The sequence below is a fragment of the Acinetobacter sp. ABJ_C5_2 genome (genome assembly GCF_044538485.1).
Lineage (GTDB): Bacteria > Pseudomonadota > Gammaproteobacteria > Pseudomonadales > Moraxellaceae > Acinetobacter > Acinetobacter nosocomialis_A.
The window spans coordinates 1-18652 of sequence record NZ_JBIUCS010000006.1; the positions used below are offsets into that span (position 1 = coordinate 1).

The following is an 18652-nucleotide window of genomic DNA, read 5'->3' on the forward strand; positions in this document are numbered from 1 at the left end:
AATTTTCACTGTGGTATATCCAATCTATACATAGCCACGCCTATGTTAAATAAACTACTATATTCTTTAAAAAATTCAATTCATATAAATCTCCTAATTAGTATTTCCATTTTGTTTTTTAAATATTTTTAATGCCTCATGTCTGGTTTTTTGTGTATATTTTTTTGGCATGCCTGCTATTTCTTTAAGCATTAAGATTATTTCATCAGAAATATACTCGGATTTTTTACTCAATAGGTTTAGAGCTAATATAGTCCAATATTCAGAAGTAGTATCAGTTAGAGCAAAAATCAGTATTTCTCTAATTTGTTCAAAAGAATAGACTTCAGCAATATTCTCAACTTCTTTATTTTCAAGTATTAATAAGCCTGTCCTCACATCTTGCATTAAAATCCCCTCATTATTTGTTTAGTTTTAATGATCTACAGTTATAACTTTAAATTAATCTCTAACCTTTAGTTAGTAAAATTTAGAATTAAGCATTGTCAAATATTACCCAAAAAACCGCTCCACCACCACATCCCTTTCATCCAAACTATTTGAGCTTAGAGCTTGTAGCAGCAAACCATCTATAAGGTTGACCACCATATTGGCATCGAATTTTGGCTCGTGAATTTCTCCACTAAAAATCAGGTCAAAAATTTCATGGCGTAGCCATTTTCTATATTCAACCGCCATACTGTAGGACTGTGGGTAAAGTAGTTTTATTTCAAAAATAGCTTTAAGTAAAAGGTTGTACAGGGTGTTTAAATTGGTATGTAAAACAATAATTTCTTTGAGTTTATCTTTTGAAGTGTAGTAACGGTTTGAGTAAATGATAGAGAGCACTTCTTCTCTGAGCAGGCTTTTTTGAAAGGTGATGCACATTTCAATTAAACCTTCTTTTGAGCCAAAATATTTATAAAAGGTGGATTTGGTGATCTGGGCTTCTTGAGCAATCAGGTCGACCCCTGCTGTGTGAAACCCATAAGTTATAAATAGACGTATAGCAGTTTGAATAACATGTAGTTTTTTTGAAGATATTTCTATATTTGGCATAGTTTTACCGTTTTAAATTCTTGTTGTTTCTAAAAGAGATTAAAAAGCCTGTGCCTTTTCTGGGAGAAAAAAAGGCACAGCAAAGCCGCAAAGACTGTGCTTGGCACATCTCAAGTTTTATTGTTGAAGCAAGTTTTTTTAGACGTAATGATTTAAAGCCTGAAAAGCCTTACGGCGATCGAGCTGCTTTAAAATGATTTAAGTGGTGTCGATATAGATTTTGACAGTGACTGCCAATAATTTATGAATGTGCATAGCCAACTCCTTCTTTTGGGAGTTCTGCCAAAGCATTATAAATTATGGTGGCAGAACGGAAGCAGGTTGACGGACTGGGTAAGACTCCAGCACACCCGAAGGTGTCCCACTCCCGTCCTACCGCTACGGGAGGGAACGGGGTGCGCACACATATAAGTATTCCTCAGAAGGAATAACTCTGATGTGGTCTTACTACTCGGTCCGTCAAAACCGACTGGCAATGTAGGCCAGCCCGCAAAGGATAGTATCCAAGCCACTTACAGTCAAGCATACAAAATGACATTTGCTTTAAAATAGATCATTAAAAAGTAAGGATAAATAGTTAAAATTTATTGTTAAATTTTTGTTTATAAAAATGCATAAAACAAAACACTCTACTCGTGTCCCTACTCAAGTATCTGCCCAATTTATCAATTCTTTTCGCCCTTTTGAACCTTTTATGGCAACTTAAATGGAAATAAATAAATGACATTGCTAGCCATAGGGTAAATCCCGAGGTTCTCGGTTCTTTCTGTTAATTGTTCTATAGAAAGTCCTGAAATGGGTTCACGCCCGCCCCACACCAATAGGCCTTTTTTAGCATAGTCTTCGAGTACTTCTATGGTTTTTCAATTTTTAAGCTCAATCACAATATTTTTTTCTTTAACTAGGTGTAATTGCGCATTTTCATCGGTAACGAACATGGTCAGGCTCATTGATGTCGCTATTTCTTCTTAGTATGGAACGATAATAATTCCATTACTAGCAACTGGCGTGATGCTCAGTTGGGAAAACTGCAAATCAGTTATAGCCTCTTGATTCGGAGCACGGCCACTCCATATAAGAACACCTTCAGGGAACGCGGCGAAAGGTTCTTGGCTGTCATTTATCTCTAGTATTTTTCCGTCATCAAATTTAATAACCAGACTTTGTCCTGCAGAGCACGTTAAATCGCCATTTTGGTCAACAGTAAAAATTTTCATTTGATTTCATTTTCCAACAGCCAAGCATTAAAGATCATAACGGTTAGCTATCGTTTTAAGTTGGTATTTTTGTGAAGGTTCATTAGAGGGTATTTAAATAAGGATAGTTTTCATTTACTTAAATATTTAAGTAAAATCTTAAGTTTAAGCCATACTAGTTCATGAGCTTTACTTATCATTAATCAAAAGCATTTAATCTACTACTGTTCATTCTAATGAAAAAATATATCTTGTTTATCTATCTCATTTTATCTGTACTAACCCTACCAGCCTGTACTAAAAAAACCTTATATTTAACTCCCGAAATAACTGGATATCTTTATGACAGCAAAACTCATAAGCCATTAAATAATGAAAGTGGAGATATAGGGTTTAATGGTCGAACTGATAGTGATAATGCTAAAGTTAATTTGAAGTCAGATGGTAGCTTTACCATTCCTGCTGTTACAGCAACGTATTACTTTATAAAACCTGATGTAAAGCATTACACAAACTTTCCTTCAGAAATTTTTGTAAGTTTTAAGAATTATCAACCTAAAATTATTGACTATTCAGAAGCATATAATCAACAAGTTCCAGAAGATGTGTCTAGTTTTAGTCACTATAAAAAGATTAATTTGGGTAAAACTTATTTAGATCGTGAATAAGCATATTTTAGGGATTTAAAAAATGAAAAAATATCTAACATTTTTTGTTCTAATAATTTCGTTCTCGCTTGTTTCAGCTTGTACTAAAAAAACCTTATATTTTACCCCTGAAGCAACTGGATATCTTTATGACAGTAAAACTAAAGAGCCTCTACATAATGTAAATGGATATATTGGTTTCTATTTGCCTGATGAGAAATCAACAACAATAAAAGTAAGTAATGATGGTAGTTTTACTATTAAACCACTAACAAAAGAATACTTTTTCATTGAACCTAGTTTGGAGGATTATAAAAACCTCCCACCATTAATTTATATTAGCTTTAAAAATTATCAAAATAAAACTTTAGATTACTCAGAAAAGTTTAATGAACAAGTTCCAGAAGAAAAAGCTAATTTTGAGCATTATAAAAAAATTGATCTTGGTAAAGTTTACTTAGACCGTGAGTAAACGCTCTTACTCGGTTGTATAGCTCAATCCTAAAAGCCCTTCTTTGAGGGCTTTTTTTCACTTGTTCTTTCCATACTTTCATGTATGATTGAGTAATCACTCAATTAAACTATTTGTATATGGCTCGTCCTCGTAGTGAAGATAAACGTAATGCAATTTTAAGCGCTGCTATCGAAACATTAGCAGAGCTTGGCGAGCGTGCGTCTACCTCAAAAATTGCTAAAGTTGCTGGTGTGGCGGAAGGTACTTTATTTACCTATTTTAGTAATAAAGAAGAATTGCTAAACCAGTTATATCTTTCGCTAAAGGCTGAGCTACGTCAGGTCATGATGCTTAGTTACCCGACTAACGCTGATCTGCAAACACAAATGTCACATATCTGGCAAAGCTATTTGGACTGGAGTTTAGAAGCTCCACTTAAACGTAAAGTGATGGCACAGCTTTCGACCTCTGAACAAATTACCGAGCAAAGCAAACAAATTGGTATGCAAACCTTTTGTGACCTCACCCAAAATATTCAAGAATGTATTAATGACGGAAAATTAAGAGATTATCCACCGTTATTTATTGCTTCAATTTTAGGTGCACTTGCCGAAGTTACTCTTAATTTTATTGCCCAAGACCCTTCTCAAGCCGAGCGTTATCGCAAATCTGGCTTTGAAGCGTTTTGGCATGCGGTTTCAATTTAAATAAAAGAGTAAGGATGCACGGCGTCCTTATTTTTTAAACCAATTAATGAGTGAGTAAATACTCATTTAATTAAATCAAAATAAGTACTTAGCCCAAGTTCTTATTTGTACATATAGGTTTGTTCCAATAAGGAAAAACAAGATGACTATTTCAAACACAACAGACTTGCCTTCTCCTTTAATGCCATCTCAGCAGCACAATGGCAAATTTAGAAATACGCGTCCGAACCAACACAAGCCTTCTTTTGGCAAAACACTTCAGCTTATGTGGAAGTTTCTATTTAACAAGCCAAAAGACACAGTACCCAACAAAGAAATTCCTGTTTTAAGCTTAACCAAAGAACAGCTTTTAAGTGCGCCTGACCGCTCTCTATTTCGTTTAGGGCATTCGACTATTTTATTAAAACTGCGTAATGAGTTTTGGTTAACCGACCCTGTTTTTTCTGAGCGTGCCTCACCTTTTCAGTGGATTGGTCCAAAACGTTTTCATCAACCACCAATTAGCATTGCCGACTTACCGCCAATTAAAGGCGTGATTTTGTCGCATAACCACTACGACCATCTCGATTATCATGCAGTTATGCAGCTTAACGATAAGGTTGAGCACTTCTTAACACCACTTGGTGTGGGTGACACACTCATTAAATGGGGAATTCCAGCAGAAAAAGTTCAACAACTCGACTGGTGGGATACTACCCATGTAGATGGACTAAAATTGGTGGCTACGCCTGCTCATCACTTTTCAGGCCGTGGTATGGGCGATAGCAATGCGACGCTTTGGGCTTCGTGGGTGATTATTGATAATGACTTACGTGTATTTTTTAGTGGTGACACGGGATATTTCGATGGATTTAAAGAGATTGGACATCGTTATGGTCCGTTTGATTTGACCATGTTAGAAACTGGTGCTTATGACCCTGAATGGCCCGATGTTCATATGCAACCAGAGCAAACTTTACAAGCGCATATCGATTTAAAGGGCCGTCATTTGTTGCCTGTACATAATGGTACTTTTGATTTGGCACTTCATGCTTGGGATGACCCATTTGAACGTATTGTCGGTTTAGCTAAAGAAAAAGCGTTAGCGATTAGCACACCGCAAATGGGAGAACTCTTAAACTTAAACGAACCAAATGTCGAAAATTATTGGTGGCGTTCGTAAGTTCGAAGAAATTATTTGGAGAGTAAAAGAATGCTTTTGCTCTCCGATTTTTAAATTTTAACTTGTCTTATGTACCTTCCAAGGAAACTTAATTGTACACAAAACAAAAACCAGAAATAAAAATTGGGAAATATACATATAGTTGAGCAAGTCGCGGCCCACTTTTAATGTAATCCAAGTGTTGTGAATGACATCACTAAATATAATGAGAAAAGTTAGAATTAAGCCAATACGTGGTCTATAAAATAGAAGAATTGCTGCAAGTGGATCAATAAACGTTAAAGATGTCCAATAAATACAGGTAAATAGTGGCAGATTGTTATAGTCCCAAAACAAACCATGCATCAAAACTGTTTGTAAATGGTTGAACCCTGCACCCATAAGACAAAGTGCATAAATACATCTAATAATAAATTCAGTTTTCAAAACAACTCTCTTATTCATTCATCGTGTTATGTAAAAATATTTTTATTTAAATAGGATGTTTTAAATACATCAAAATAAAACAATATATTAAAATTAATTATAAACTTTTAAGTTGTATCTTTGTGCCCACTTTCTAATTTATTTTAAGCAGAGTAAAGAAAATGTAGTGGAGTTAACCACCACATTTTCAAACATAAGAAGTTAAGCTTTTAAAGCTTCTATAATCGCTAAAGCTGTCTTTCTAGCTGAAAAAGGGTTTTGTCCCGTAATTAAGTTGCCGTCTTGAACCACATACGGTGCAAATGGAATAAAAGCTTTTTCATAACGGGCACCATTTTCTTTAGCGAGCTCTTCGGCATTGTACGGCACTTTTTTCGCTACCCCTGCCAGAACCTCTTCACTCCAAGCAAAGCCAGTTAACTTTTTACCTTCTATGAGTCGTTTACCATTTGAAAGTCTGACATTGAGCAAGCCACAATATCCGTGACAAACACTAGAAACGATGCCGCCTTTTTCATAAATATTTTTGGTGATTTCTTGCAGTTCAGGATTATCTAAAAAATCCCACATCACACCATGACCACCCGTATAGTAGATCACGTCATAGTCTTCCCAATGAATATCGGAAGGCTTAAATGTATTTGCCAGTAGCGTAATAAAAGCTTGATCTTTTTCTCTGTCTTTAACAGATTTATCAGCAACTAACGGCAAAAGTGACTTTGGTTCAATTGGAGTTTTTCCACCATTTGGACTGACGATATCTTGCACATAGCCTTGCTTTTCAAACTCATCATAGGCATGGGTGAGCTCACCCAACCACAGTCCTGTCGGTTCATCTACATCCTTATAGCGTGAAATATTTGTCACGACATGTAATATGCGTTTAGACATTTTCTCACCTCATTCTTCATATTTATAATTCTATTCTTTCGTCTATCAAAGCATAGAAAGCTGTTACTGAAAGTGTGTGCTTGGTAAAGTTATGAACCTTGCTTTTAAGCGACTATAAGTCTAAAGTTAACTTGAATGTCAATAGAGTCTGCGCCATGAATATTAGCGAGTTATCGAAACTAAGCGGTTTAAGCACCCCTACAATTCGTTATTACGAGCAAATCAAACTCTTGCCTAAAGCAAAAAGAAAATCGAATGGTTATCGTGAATATACCGATAATGACTTGAAGCAACTTTCTCTCATTCAGCAAGCCCAGCAAGTCGGATTTTCTTTAGCAGAAATTAAAGCATTTTTGCCGTCGAAAGTTGCCGTTTGGAACCATGATGCACTCATTCAAACGATTGAAACCAAAATTCAGGAAATAGAACTTTTAGAACAAAAGCTAAAGGTGAGTAAGCAAAACTTACGTACCATGATTGATGCGATCAACAACAAACCCGATGAAATTACCTGCGAGCAAAATGCAGAACGACTCATGAATCTCTATTTCGACAAAGCAAAAACACCGTAATTTTTTAACAACTCTATTGACTTTAAAGTACGCTTTAAACATACGATGGATAACAGGTGATAAATGAGGAACCTGTCATGTTTAAAGTTTGGAATTTTCAGCGTTGGTTAACCTTTATTTTTGCTATTTTTTTGACTACACATGTGGTACATGCCACAGAGTCAGATAAAGCTCAAAGCCTTACCAAAGCAAAGGGAAAAATTTTAGTCGTAATGACCAATCACTCGGCTTACCCTTCCCGTACGGATACAACAGGACTTTGGCTGACTGAACTCACTCATTTTTACGATGTGGCCTTAGCTGCTGGCTATGAAATGGATTTTGTAAGTCCTTTAGGTGGTCAAGTACCACTGGATGAACGTAGTTTAAAGTCCATTTATTTAGACAAATCAGCACGAGATCACTTAGCCGACCCAGCATTTATGTATCGGTTAAAGACAACATTAGCTCCGAACGCGATTAATCCTACCCAGTACAAAGCCATTTACTATACGGGTGGGCACGGTACCATGTGGGATTTTCCAAACAATAAAGCTTTGCAAAACATTAGCGAACAGATCTATCGCCAAGGTGGGATCGTTTCAGCAGTATGTCACGGCGTGGGCGGTTTATTACCTTTACAGGATGAAAATGGCAAACCTTTAATTACAGGTAGAACTGTTACGGGTTTTGCAAATATAGAAGAAACACTTTCAGGTATTAAATCTCAAGTTCCATTTTCTCTACAAAATGGACTCATTGCACGCGGAGCAAAATACAAACAAGCATTTATTCCTTTTACCTCGTATGTAGTTTCAGACGACAGAATTATTACTGGGCAAAACCCTCAGTCGAGTAAAGAAATTGCCGAAGCAGTTGTTAAGCGTTTAAGTAGCATTCAATAAATCTAAAAAGACGAATTACAGACCTGCTCTGTAATTCGTCTTTTTCATATAAATATTATAGAAAAAACTAACCAATCTTTTGATAGTGAAGACCGATGGCTCCAGAAGCAAACGTTTTATTTTCAATAAGTTTAAGATTGGTCTTTTGCTGAATGCCTTGAAACAGTGGTAAGCCACTACCAATCAGCACAGGCGAAACTGTAATTTTATATTCATCAATTAAATCAAGTTGCATGAGATAGTGTGCGAACCGTGGACTTCCCAGAATCACCATATCTTTACCCGCTTGCTTTTTCAGCTTATTAATTTCTTCTTCGACATAGTCTTTTACCAGTCTGGAATTATTCCATTCAACTGTATCTAAGGTGGTTGAAAAAACGATTTTTTCGGTCTTTTCAATCCACTCAGCATGATTGCGTTCATGCTCTGAAGCTTCTGGATTTGAAAGCTGGGTTGGCCAGTAATTATACATCATCTGGTAGGTCGCTCGTCCCCAAATCACCGTATCGGCAGTGCTCAAAATTTCTTTGGCATGATTTGCTAAATCGGCATCGTAAGCAATCCAACCTATGTCCATTGCCCCATTTGGACCTTCGACGAAACTGTCTAGCGATGCATGTAGAAATAGTATGAGTTTTCTCATTATTCTCATTCCTTTGTTATGAAAAAAATTTATCGCTTTTTAGTATATTCAATTTAAATTATTTCTTATGGAGTGTTTTGTTTTCTGTTTTTCTTTTTATCTATATAAGGCCGTATTTACTTGAAATATTTAAAAATAACCCGAACAAGAATGACTCCTTGTTCGGGACTATCTATAAACATGCTGTTTTAATAAAAGCTTTTAATTAATGACCAGCGGACCAGAACCCGGCAGCTCGGTCACTAATTTATAGCCCATCAGTTTTGCAGGCGTATATGTACCGCCTTTAACAGTATTTTTGAGTAAATAATTCACCACAGTCAGGGAGCCATTTACGGTAAGGCTATACGCATTTTCTGTTTGGATACGGGCAGTTTTGATTTCCCCACGCGTATTTCTTGCCTCACCCCAAACATAGGTAGGTACTTTCGCGCGAAGTTCCTCATTTGGTCCCACAACCGTTTTTTCAATACGCGACTTAATAAACTTCTGCACAGCATTAATTTTTAATACTGGGCGTAAATAGTTCATCATTTTCGCACCAAAAATCATTTTGGGAAATGCGGGTACAAATACTTCAATGTTTGGAATACCTGTTGTATAGAACGCTGTAGATACGTCTCCCCAAGGAACACTCATGGCACTTTTTTTACCGTCACCAAAATCAATGGTTCGAACATAATGTGCTAATGGAACGGTGGTAATTTTTCCATTTTTACGAATTTTTCCGCCTTCAGCCATGCCTTCTGTACTTGTTTTAGCTGTACCCGGTGAAAACTCTGTTCTAGAGTCAAAACCAAGCGCTAAATGGGTCGCATCTGGCAATGCTTCTTTGAGCGCGGCAGCGACACAATCTGTCGGAATTACATCGAAACCAACACCCGGACAAAGCACAATATCGGCTTTTTCAGCTTGGCTGTTCAGTGACTGTGCCAATTCAAATACAGCGATTTCACCCGTAATATCTAAATAGTGAGCGCCAGCATTTATACACGCTTCCATCATGGGTTTTGATGTTGCTGAAAATGGCCCTGCACAGTGCATGACCAGTTTAAAACCTTGGAGTTGCTCACTGACCGTATCTACGTTATCAAGCCCAAAAGCTTTATGGTCGAGTCCCAACTCTTGAGCAAGTGCTTCAACCTTAGCTTTGTTACGACCAGCCAAAGTCGGTTTTAGACCTTGGCGTACAGCTTCACGAGCGATTAACTCGCCCGTGTAACCATTTGCTCCATAAATTATCCAGTTTGAATCATTCGGATTTGTCATAACACAACTCACTTATTAAGAAGCAAATGAATAGTCACGCATACCTTTTTTGTATTGGCGGGTACGGCATGACATCGCTGATTGTTGCAAAATTAAAGCCCAAGCTGGTGAAACATTTGGTTTTGTTTTTTTACCAGCGCTTAAATTACGTAACTGGAATTTAACTACAGCCATATTTGCAAGTGAAGCAAGTGTCTTGTTTTCCCAAGTAATTGGTTTTAACTCTGGTGTAACATTGTGCCCTTGTTTCCAAGCATTTGGCAAATTAGGTTCAATCGCTAAAGCTGTGGCAATACCAACCATATCTACTCCACTTTCAATTACTTTCTCTGCCACTTGTTTACGGCGTATACCACCTGTCACCATAACAGGCATTTTGGCAACTTTTCGAATCTCTTGTGCAAACTCTAAAAAGTAAGCTTCGCGAGCAAGTGTGCGACCATCACGTGCTTGACCTTGCATGGCTGGCGCTTCATAGCTACCGCCTGAAAGTTCAACCAAATCGACTGCATGCTCATTTAGTATTTTAACCACTTGTTGAGCATCTTCAGCGCTAAACCCACCACGTTGGAAATCGGCTGAATTTAGTTTTACTGCCACAGTAAACTGAGGTGAAACTACTTTACGAACGGCTTCCACAATCTCAATTAAAATGCGAGCACGGTTTTCTAAAGAACCACCCCATTGATCTTGGCGTTTATTGCTCAGTGGAGAAAGAAACTGACTTAACAAATAACCATGCGCTGCATGAATTTCTACACCAGTAAATCCTGCTTTTTCACCTAAACGCGCTGTATTTGCAAAACGCTGAATCACTTCTGCAATCATAGATTCAGTCATTTCGATTGGCGTATTAAAACGATTTGACATTTTTCCTAAATCTAAAGCAACAGCAGAAGGCGCCCATGTTTGTTGCCCTAAATTTGACTGCATTTGACGCCCCGGATGGTTAATTTGAAGCCAAATCTGAGCGCCTTTTGAGCGACCAATTTGTGCCCATTTTTTAAAAGTATCCAGATGCTTTTCATCTTCAAGCACTACGCCGCCCGGTCCGGTCATCGCTCGGCGATCTACCATCACATTTCCGGTAATGATTAGACCGACACCACCATTTGCCCAAGCTTGATATAAACGCATTAATTCTTCTGATGGTGCGTGGTTTAAATCAGCCATGTTTTCTTCCATTGCTGCTTTAGCAATACGGTTCGGAACATATGAGCCATTTGGGAATACTAATTTTTCGAACACTTTCATTGGAATGACCTCATTCAGTATGGCTTTACTTTAAGATTAAAGTTAACTTTAATGTCAATACCTTTTAGCATTTCTATATTTATTAGTTTTAATTTCATTTACTTATAAATAAAAAAGAGGCACTTAATAGGCCTCTTTTTAAAGTTTAAAGCTTTAAATTATTCGCGAATAAATGCCAACAAGTCAGCATTAATCACTTCATGGTTTACGGTTAACATACCGTGAGAAAAACCCGGATAGATCTTGAGTTGGCTATTTGGAAGTAACTCTGCTGATTTCACACCAGACGTTTTATAAGGCACGATCTGATCGTCGTCACCATGTAATACCAAAACAGGAATGGTGATTTTCTTTAAATCTTCGGTGAAGTCAGTTTGTGAGAACGCCACAATACCGTCGTAATGCGCTTTTGCACTACCCGTCATACCCTGACGCCACCAGTTAGCAATGATACCTTCAGATGGTTTCGCATCTGGTCGGTTAAAACCATAGAACGGACCAGATGGTAAGTCTCGGAAAAATTGTGCACGGTTTGTGAGAACCTGATTTTGCAGATCGTCAAAAACTTCTTTTGGTAAACCTTCAGGATTATTTTCAGTTTTAACCATCAATGGCGGAACTGCACTCACAAGAACAGCTTTCTTAACATTTTCCTGACCATGACGCGCAATATAGTGAGCTACTTCACCGCCACCTGTGGAGTGGCCAATGTGAATTGCATTTTTAATATTCAGATGTTTAACCACTTCTGCAACGTCATCTGCATAATGGTCCATATCGTGACCATCCCACACCTGACTCGAACGCCCATGCCCACGGCGGTCATGAGCAACTACACGAAAACCTTCTTTAAGGAAAAAAAGCAATTGTGTGTCCCAATCATCTGAACTTAAAGGCCAACCGTGATGAAAAAATAATACTTGAGCATCGCGTGGACCCCAATCTTTATAGAAAATTTCTACGCCGTCTTTTGTGGTTACATATCCCATCTTTGTTCTCCTGATGAAAAACTGCTTGTTGATTCGTTATAACGGGTTAGATAGTTATACTAAGCTTAAAGTTAACTTTAAGGTCAATTACCTTAATTGTATTTTTAAAAATAAAATTTATATGAAAGTACCGCCTTAAATTCTTCTCATCTTTCCCCTTTTTTATTTCATTTAAATGTCAAAGACTTTCATCATCAAAATTAAAATCTTGACTTTAAAGTGAACTTTAAACTTATAGTTTCTGAACTGGTTCTAAATTAACACGTCTTGAAATATACAGCATTAGCTACTCGGTCAATTAATGTAAAGGTGAACTTTCATGAATACAAAACAACAGTTTACTGAAGTTGAATTTGGGCAACAAAAAGTCAAAGTACCCAAAGGTGGTTATTATGACCGTTTCAGAATGAACCCCGATTTAGATGAAGTCGCTCAAGATCCTGCTGTTGGTAACATCGATTTTTTCCGTCATTTTCCTAAAAAAATTGTGGAATCACGTGTAGGTCCTGTCTGGGCACCTAACTTTTATTATCGTAGCGCAAATGTACAACTGCTCATGCTTGCACCTATTAAACAGATTAAAGCAAAACTTCCCGTTGAGTTAACGCCATTACAACCATTTCCGGGTTACGGATTGGTCGCTGTTACGTTTTTTACCTATTCTGTTTGTGACAATGACCCTTATAACGAAGTGTCGATTGCGATTGTTGTCCGTAAGCCTAATGCTCGTGGTTCACATATTGCAGAGTTAATGAAATCGATGCGTCAACGTCATTTTTATGCACATGTTTTAGCTTTGCCAGTTGATACTGAAATCGCCAGAGTGCGTGGTGTATATGGTTACCAACTACCAAAATGGTTAACTAAAATTGACGTCGAGATTAACTCAAAAGAAGCTCAAGCCAATATTTTTGATCTAAATGGGAAACTAGATTTAAGTTTAAAAACTGCTGTTCCTACTTTAAAACGTCTCGATTCTGAAACACATATTAATAAAGCAACCATGCTACATGTAGTCGATGGAAAATGGCACCGAACAGACGTTCAATCTAATATTCTTTCTTTTGCACAAAAGCTTTTTCCAAAGAAAGTACGACTTGTGAAAAACGAAGGCCCTTTAACTAATTTACTAAATGAATTAGGTGCTTCAAAAATTTTACGCTTAGATGCTATTGAGGATGCTCAAGTGGTACTTAATTTGCCTACCGTAATTAATTTAAAAGCATAAATAAAAAGGCCGTTTTTAACTACGTTTGAAAGTTCGAATTTAGAGGTATCTTTTCAAGCGTAGTTAATTAGGCATTACTCATAAATTTAACTTAGAACACCTTTTTTACAGATACTGTAAAAGTCGAATCAATTGGATTTGAAACAGGTGCGCCTGCCTCACCATTGCTATACTTTTTATAATAAGCATTTTTATCCCATGCCTTGGTATAGGCTAATCCTGTAGTCCAACCATCGCCTAAATCTTTAATAAGTTCGGCTTTAACATCCTGAAAGTTCGACTCTGAAAAGTTTTTGATTCTTTCATAGCCATAGTGAGCGCCAAAAGTCCAAGTATCACTGATAGGCTGGGTAAAGTTCAGATCTAAATAACTTGAACCTCTCGACCTTTTACCAGCAGGTCCACCCATAGTTTTAGAGTTATACCCAGCATAATCTGGTGTATAAGTCACAAAGTATTTAAGGCTTAAAGGACCATAGCCAATTTGAGGTACGATCTCACCATAGTTATAACTGCTACTCCCCGTTTCTGGTGTACTTTTCGCGCCTGGGTAGTAGTAGTAAAAAACCGACATCCCAATTGAAAATTTATCGATTGTTTTTAAATAACCTGTATAAAAATCCCATTCAACTGAAGCATCGCGAAGATAGTTGGAACTTACACTTGATGCCCAAGTCCCTACAAAAAAACCATTAGGATTAATATAATCCAGTCCACCTTGTAAGGCTGGTTTACCCCATGTTTGTTGGAAACCACGTGAAATATATTGGCTAGCAAAAGTAACATTTGCGCTATATGGAGAAGTTTTTTCTTGTTCTTTTAATTGTTCTGCATGTACAACGCTAGTAGACATAATAAGTGAAGCTAAACCTAAAATTTTTCTCATTCAATAATTCCTTTTACATATTACCTATAGGTTTAAAGTTTTAAAATAACATGAAATATCCAGTTTAAGAACCTTAAAAGTTTATAAATTCAAGTTTCTAGACACATCTTCTTCGCTATAAATCTCTTCAATACAATCTAAAATTTTGGGAATATAAGAACTTTGATCCATGTTTCGCATGGATAGAGAAATAGGACTATAGGCTTCTAAGTCCAAGATATTTAAGTAAGTTAGATTCTTCATACCAATATCACAGGCACTTTCCGGAATAATACATATCCCTTCCCCGGATGCTACTAAGCCAAGTGCCATATGAATTTCTCGTACTTCAGTCAGCTTGGCTGGAACAAGACCTAATTTGGTAAATAAAGCTTGAATAGTGGTCGAAAAATTTGGTTTAGGTGTGGTTGGATAAGAAAAAATTGTCTCATTAATAATTTGAGATAAATAAATTCCTGACTCTTGGAACTCACTTAAAGGATGTTTTTTATGAATCGCGAGTTTTAATTTTTCTTTGCGAAGTAAAAGCCTTTTAATCGCTGGGTCACTAATTGGCAAGCGACCAAAGCCTAAATCGATTTTTCCTAACTTTAAAGCCTCGACCTGATCACGTGTACCACACTCAATAAGCTCAACATGAATGTCAGGATTTTTTTGTCTAAATAGATAAATGACCTGCGGTAATCGCCCATAAAGAAGCGAGCTCACATACCCCACTTTAACAACGTTCTCGACTAGCTTCATTTTTTTAGCCATCGAAGCAGCTTGAGCCGTATGCGTCAAAATTTGCACTGCATGCTGGTAAAAAAACAGCCCTGCTTCCGTTACTTTTAATGGACGAGAGCCTTTTTCGAATAAATCGATCCCTAATTCTTCTTCTAGTTTTTTGATTTGGCGTGTTAAAGGCGGCTGAGCAATAAAAAGCTTTTCCGCAGCTTTCGTCAGGCTCTGTTCTTCAACCACGGTAACAAAATAACGTAGATGTCTTAATTCCATTAATATACCTTTTTAGTATCTTAAAATACCGTTCTATATCTATTTTAGGCTATTACATTCTTCTATGGTATACAAACAAGTTCGTAATAGTTGAAACTTCATGTATAGAACCATAGAAACCATACTTGTGGATATTCCAACTATCCGTCCTCACCAGTTGTCTGTGACTACTATGCGTACCCAGACTTTGGTACTCGTTAAAATTACGACCACGGATGGTATTGTCGGTTGGGGTGAGGCCACCACCATTGGTGGGCTGAACTATGGTGAAGAAAGTCCTGAGAGTGTCAAAGCCAATATTGATACCTACTTTGCACCATTACTGACATCAGTTAAAGATTTAAATGTTGCACAAACACTAAAACTGATTCGTAAAAATATTAATGGTAACCGCTTTGCTAAGTGTGCCATTCAGACTGCCCTACTTGATATTCAGGCCAAACGTTTAGGCGTGCCATTAAGCGAAGTTTTAGGTGGACGTCTGCGTAATAGTTTACCTGTGCTTTGGACGCTTGCGTCTGGTGACACGGAAAAAGATATTGCTGAAGCTCGCAAAATGATTGAGCTAAAGCGCCACAACGCGTTCAAACTTAAAATTGGTGCGCGTCCTTTACAGCAAGATGTTGACCATGTGATTGCAATTAAAAAAGCACTCGGTGCAGATATTAGTGTACGCGTTGACGTAAATCGTGCATGGTCAGAGCTGGAATGTATTCAAGGTATTCAACAGCTTCAAGATGGCGGGATTGATTTAATTGAACAGCCTTGTGCTATTCAAAACACAGAAGCACTTGCTCGCCTCACCCATCGTTTTGATGTCGCAATTATGGCAGATGAAGCTTTAACTGGTCCCGACAGCGCATACCGTATTGCAAAAAGCCATGGTGCTGATGTATTTGCAGTAAAAATTGAACAATCTGGTGGTCTGATCGAAGCGTGTGAAGTTGCCAAGGTTGCAGGTTTGGCTGGAATTGATCTTTATGGCGGCACTATGCTTGAAGGCCCTGTAGGTAGTATGGCTTCTGCTCATGCATTTGCAACTTTTGAAACGTTAGCGTTCGGCACTGAATTATTTGGTCCGTTATTGCTTACCGAAGAAATTTTGAAAGAACCGCTACGTTACGAAAACTTTGAATTGCACTTGCCAACGGCTCCAGGCTTAGGCATTGAAATTGATGAAGATAAGATTGAGAAATTACGTCGTTAAGGCAAAAGGATAAGGAGTTTCCCATGTTATTTCATGTACGTATGGATGTGCATATTCCACTTGATATGCCAGCCGACAAAGCAAATGAAATTAAGGCCGTTGAAAAAGCTTATTCGCAAGACTTACAACGCCAAGGTAAATGGCGTCATATCTGGCGAATTACAGGCCAGTACTCGAACATCAGCATTTTTGATGTAGAGAGCAATGAAGAATTGCACAACATTTTACAAGGTTTACCTCTCTATCCATACATGGACATTGAAGTGATGGCACTTAACCGTCATCCATCTTCTGTCCGTGATGATGATTCGTAAATAGAAAGAATTTTTTAAATGCGATCTCTGAAGTCCATTTAAAAACCAAGTAGATTATTCAGAAGGTAACAAGGAACGTGGCGGCAATTATTCGCTAGCAAAACAAAATGCCCGCAGCGCTGCCACCCAAAACCGTATTGCATACTTAAGGAGTTTTAGTATGAACCGTCAACAAATTGATGCGCTTGTAAAACAAATGAATGTCGACACTGCAAAAGGCGAAGTTGATGCACGTGTTCAACAAATTGTAGTGCGCCTTCTTGGGGATTTATTTCAAGCCATCGAAGATTTAGACATCCAACCTTCTGAAGTTTGGAAAGGTTTGGAATATTTTACCGATGCAGGTCAAGCAAATGAACTTGGTCTTTTGGCAGCAGGCTTAGGTCTTGAACATTACCTTGACTTACGTGCAGATGAAGCAGATGCCAAAGCTGGTATTACAGGCGGTACACCTCGTACCATCGAAGGTCCACTTTATGTTGCTGGCGCACCTGAATCAGTTGGCTTTGCACGTATGGATGACGGAACTGAGACTGGCAAAATCGATACCTTAATTATTGAAGGTACGGTAACCGATACTGATGGCAATATTATTGAAAATGCCAAAGTTGAAGTATGGCATGCCAACAGTTTAGGTAACTATTCATTCTTTGATAAGTCACAATCTGACTTTAACTTACGCCGTACCATTTTCACTGATGCAGATGGTAAATATGTAGCGTTAACCACTATGCCAGTTGGTTATGGATGCCCTCCTGAAGGTACAACACAGGCTCTTCTTAACAAGTTAGGCCGTCATGGTAACCGTCCATCTCACGTTCACTACTTCGTTTCTGCACCGGGTTACCGCAAGCTGACTACTCAATTCAACATTGAGGGTGATGAGTACTTATGGGATGACTTTGCCTTCGCTACTCGTGACGGTTTAGTGGCAACAGCAGTAGATGTCACAGATCCTGCTGAAATTCAACGCCGTGGTTTAGATCACGCTTTCAAACACATCACATTTAACATTGAACTGGTTAAAGAGGCCGCTGCTGCTCCTTCAACTGAAGTTGAACGCCGTCGCGCTAGTGCTTAATTGAAAGTGTATGTGAGTTAAAAGTTCGCTTTTGACTCACAAAATTTACTCCATTTATTACTACCATTAAGAATTTCAATAAATTTTTAGCGGTAGTAATACATCACGTTACCTCATGCTCTAAGGTTTCTCACATGATTGACAAAAGTAAGTCCTCACTAAGCGAGGTTTTATCGCAGATTAAAGATGGTGCAACCATTCTGATTGGTGGTTTTGGTACCGCAGGACAACCCGCTGAACTCATTGACGGTCTGATTAAACTTGGCGTTAAGGACCTGACCATTGTGAGCAACAATGCCGGTAATGGGGATTATGGTCTCGCTAAGCTGCTCAAAGCCGGTTCAATTAAAAAAGTGATTTGCTCTTTCCCACGTCAGTCTGACTCTTATGTGTTTGATGAGCTGTACCGTGCCGGAAAGGTTGAACTTGAACTGGTACCGCAAGGCAATCTGGCGTGCCGTATTCAGGCAGCAGGTATGGGGCTTGGGGCGGTGTTTACTCCAACTGGCTTTGGAACACTTTTGGCCGAAGGCAAAGAAACCCGTCATATTGATGGTAAAGACTACGTGCTTGAGTATCCGATCAAGGCTGACTTTGCCCTGATTAAAGCCTACAAGGGCGACCGCTGGGGCAATCTAGTTTACCGTAAATCTGCACGTAACTTTGGCCCGATCATGGCCATGGCTGCTGATGTCACCATTGCCCAGGTTTCTGAAGTAGTTGAGTTAGGTGGATTAGACCCGGAACACATCATTACCCCAGGTATCTTTGTACAGCATGTTGTACAAGTACAGCCCGCGCAGTAAGC

General features: G+C 38.1%; 23 protein-coding genes. 12 read left to right on the plus strand and 11 right to left on the minus strand.

Translation table 11 applies throughout. The annotated features are described in order from the left end of the window. Positions 1-93 precede the first annotated feature (93 nt). Both ACH8JV_RS08940 and ACH8JV_RS08945 read right to left on the minus strand, forming a co-directional pair. Positions 94-387 (minus strand): hypothetical protein, encoded by a 294-nt coding sequence (locus ACH8JV_RS08940; protein ID WP_191109376.1) that lies wholly within the window; start codon positions 385-387, stop codon positions 94-96. Positions 388-492: 105 nt separating this feature from the next. Next, positions 493-1038, minus strand: a complete 546-nt coding sequence (locus ACH8JV_RS08945) for a TetR/AcrR family transcriptional regulator (protein WP_396520786.1) — start codon at positions 1036-1038, stop codon at positions 493-495. Between the two features lie 50 nt (positions 1039-1088). On the opposite strand from ACH8JV_RS08945, the gene ACH8JV_RS08950 reads away from it, so the two are divergent. Then, positions 1089-1235 (plus strand): hypothetical protein, encoded by a 147-nt coding sequence (locus ACH8JV_RS08950; RefSeq protein ID WP_396520788.1) that lies wholly within the window; start codon positions 1089-1091, stop codon positions 1233-1235. Between the two features lie 771 nt (positions 1236-2006). Here the strand turns inward: ACH8JV_RS08950 and ACH8JV_RS08955 are convergent. Continuing rightward, positions 2007-2255: a hypothetical protein gene (locus ACH8JV_RS08955; RefSeq protein ID WP_396520790.1), complete on the minus strand. Its 249-nt coding sequence runs from the start codon at positions 2253-2255 to the stop codon at positions 2007-2009. A 215-nt stretch (positions 2256-2470) separates the two neighbouring features. Here ACH8JV_RS08955 and ACH8JV_RS08960 point away from each other — a divergent pair, with 215 nt between their 5' ends. From ACH8JV_RS08960 to ACH8JV_RS08975, 4 genes are all read left to right on the plus strand, one after another. Next, complete coding sequence (locus tag ACH8JV_RS08960; protein ID WP_396520792.1) at positions 2471-2902, plus strand: hypothetical protein; 432 nt, start codon at positions 2471-2473, stop codon at positions 2900-2902. Between the two features lie 22 nt (positions 2903-2924). Continuing rightward, on the plus strand, positions 2925-3353 hold the full coding sequence (locus tag ACH8JV_RS08965; protein ID WP_396520794.1) for a hypothetical protein: 429 nt from the start codon (positions 2925-2927) through the stop codon (positions 3351-3353). A gap of 119 nt (positions 3354-3472) precedes the next feature. Next, positions 3473-4042, plus strand: coding sequence for a TetR/AcrR family transcriptional regulator (locus tag ACH8JV_RS08970; RefSeq protein WP_000113715.1), 570 nt, complete (start codon positions 3473-3475; stop codon positions 4040-4042). Positions 4043-4184: 142 nt separating this feature from the next. Further along, complete coding sequence (locus ACH8JV_RS08975) at positions 4185-5204, plus strand: MBL fold metallo-hydrolase (RefSeq protein ID WP_396520796.1); 1020 nt, start codon at positions 4185-4187, stop codon at positions 5202-5204. Between the two features lie 57 nt (positions 5205-5261). On the opposite strand, the gene ACH8JV_RS08980 is transcribed toward ACH8JV_RS08975, so the two are convergent. After that, positions 5262-5630, minus strand: a complete 369-nt coding sequence (locus ACH8JV_RS08980) for a hypothetical protein (protein ID WP_396520798.1) — start codon at positions 5628-5630, stop codon at positions 5262-5264. A gap of 201 nt (positions 5631-5831) precedes the next feature. Then, on the minus strand, positions 5832-6521 hold the full coding sequence (locus ACH8JV_RS08985) for a type 1 glutamine amidotransferase domain-containing protein (RefSeq protein WP_396520800.1): 690 nt from the start codon (positions 6519-6521) through the stop codon (positions 5832-5834). Positions 6522-6676: 155 nt separating this feature from the next. Here ACH8JV_RS08985 and ACH8JV_RS08990 point away from each other — a divergent pair, with 155 nt between their 5' ends. Both ACH8JV_RS08990 and ACH8JV_RS08995 read left to right on the plus strand, forming a co-directional pair. Continuing rightward, a complete protein-coding gene (locus ACH8JV_RS08990) occupies positions 6677-7093 on the plus strand; it encodes a MerR family transcriptional regulator (protein WP_209048150.1) in 417 nt (138 codons plus the stop codon). A gap of 77 nt (positions 7094-7170) precedes the next feature. Further along, the gene (locus ACH8JV_RS08995; protein ID WP_396520802.1) at positions 7171-7977 is read left to right on the plus strand and encodes a type 1 glutamine amidotransferase domain-containing protein; all 807 of its coding nucleotides are present in this window, start codon (positions 7171-7173) and stop codon (positions 7975-7977) included. A 67-nt stretch (positions 7978-8044) separates the two neighbouring features. Here the strand turns inward: ACH8JV_RS08995 and ACH8JV_RS09000 are convergent, their stop codons facing one another. The 4 genes from ACH8JV_RS09000 to ACH8JV_RS09015 all read right to left on the minus strand — a co-directional run bounded on the left by ACH8JV_RS09000 (position 8045) and on the right by ACH8JV_RS09015 (position 12132). Continuing rightward, complete coding sequence (locus tag ACH8JV_RS09000; RefSeq protein WP_396520804.1) at positions 8045-8620, minus strand: dihydrofolate reductase family protein; 576 nt, start codon at positions 8618-8620, stop codon at positions 8045-8047. Positions 8621-8821: 201 nt separating this feature from the next. Next, on the minus strand, positions 8822-9889 hold the full coding sequence (locus ACH8JV_RS09005; RefSeq protein ID WP_396520806.1) for a saccharopine dehydrogenase family protein: 1068 nt from the start codon (positions 9887-9889) through the stop codon (positions 8822-8824). Between the two features lie 15 nt (positions 9890-9904). Next, positions 9905-11143, minus strand: coding sequence for an NADH:flavin oxidoreductase/NADH oxidase family protein (locus tag ACH8JV_RS09010; protein WP_396520808.1), 1239 nt, complete (start codon positions 11141-11143; stop codon positions 9905-9907). Between the two features lie 158 nt (positions 11144-11301). Then, positions 11302-12132: an alpha/beta fold hydrolase gene (locus tag ACH8JV_RS09015; protein WP_069123450.1), complete on the minus strand. Its 831-nt coding sequence runs from the start codon at positions 12130-12132 to the stop codon at positions 11302-11304. 319 nt (positions 12133-12451) lie between these two features. On the opposite strand from ACH8JV_RS09015, the gene ACH8JV_RS09020 reads away from it, so the two are divergent. Further along, positions 12452-13360 (plus strand): acetoacetate decarboxylase, encoded by a 909-nt coding sequence (locus tag ACH8JV_RS09020; RefSeq protein WP_396520810.1) that lies wholly within the window; start codon positions 12452-12454, stop codon positions 13358-13360. Positions 13361-13451: 91 nt separating this feature from the next. Here ACH8JV_RS09020 and ACH8JV_RS09025 read toward each other — a convergent pair whose 3' ends face one another. After that, positions 13452-14246 carry a TorF family putative porin gene (locus ACH8JV_RS09025; protein ID WP_396520812.1) on the minus strand — a complete coding sequence of 265 codons (795 nt, stop codon included), beginning with the start codon at positions 14244-14246 and terminating at the stop codon, positions 13452-13454. A gap of 81 nt (positions 14247-14327) precedes the next feature. After that, the gene (locus ACH8JV_RS09030; protein ID WP_019458833.1) at positions 14328-15242 is read right to left on the minus strand and encodes a LysR family transcriptional regulator; all 915 of its coding nucleotides are present in this window, start codon (positions 15240-15242) and stop codon (positions 14328-14330) included. Positions 15243-15342: 100 nt separating this feature from the next. Between ACH8JV_RS09030 and ACH8JV_RS09035 the strand changes: the two genes are divergently transcribed. From ACH8JV_RS09035 to ACH8JV_RS09050, 4 genes are all read left to right on the plus strand, one after another. Beyond that, on the plus strand, positions 15343-16449 hold the full coding sequence (locus ACH8JV_RS09035) for a muconate/chloromuconate family cycloisomerase (protein WP_396520814.1): 1107 nt from the start codon (positions 15343-15345) through the stop codon (positions 16447-16449). 23 nt (positions 16450-16472) lie between these two features. Beyond that, positions 16473-16763, plus strand: a complete 291-nt coding sequence (catC, locus tag ACH8JV_RS09040; protein ID WP_000897235.1) for a muconolactone Delta-isomerase — start codon at positions 16473-16475, stop codon at positions 16761-16763. A gap of 160 nt (positions 16764-16923) precedes the next feature. Continuing rightward, a complete protein-coding gene (catA, locus tag ACH8JV_RS09045; protein ID WP_001081618.1) occupies positions 16924-17844 on the plus strand; it encodes a catechol 1,2-dioxygenase in 921 nt (306 codons plus the stop codon). Positions 17845-17978: 134 nt separating this feature from the next. After that, on the plus strand, positions 17979-18650 hold the full coding sequence (locus ACH8JV_RS09050) for a 3-oxoacid CoA-transferase subunit A (protein ID WP_272299920.1): 672 nt from the start codon (positions 17979-17981) through the stop codon (positions 18648-18650). The last annotated feature ends 2 nt before the right edge of the window (positions 18651-18652 follow it).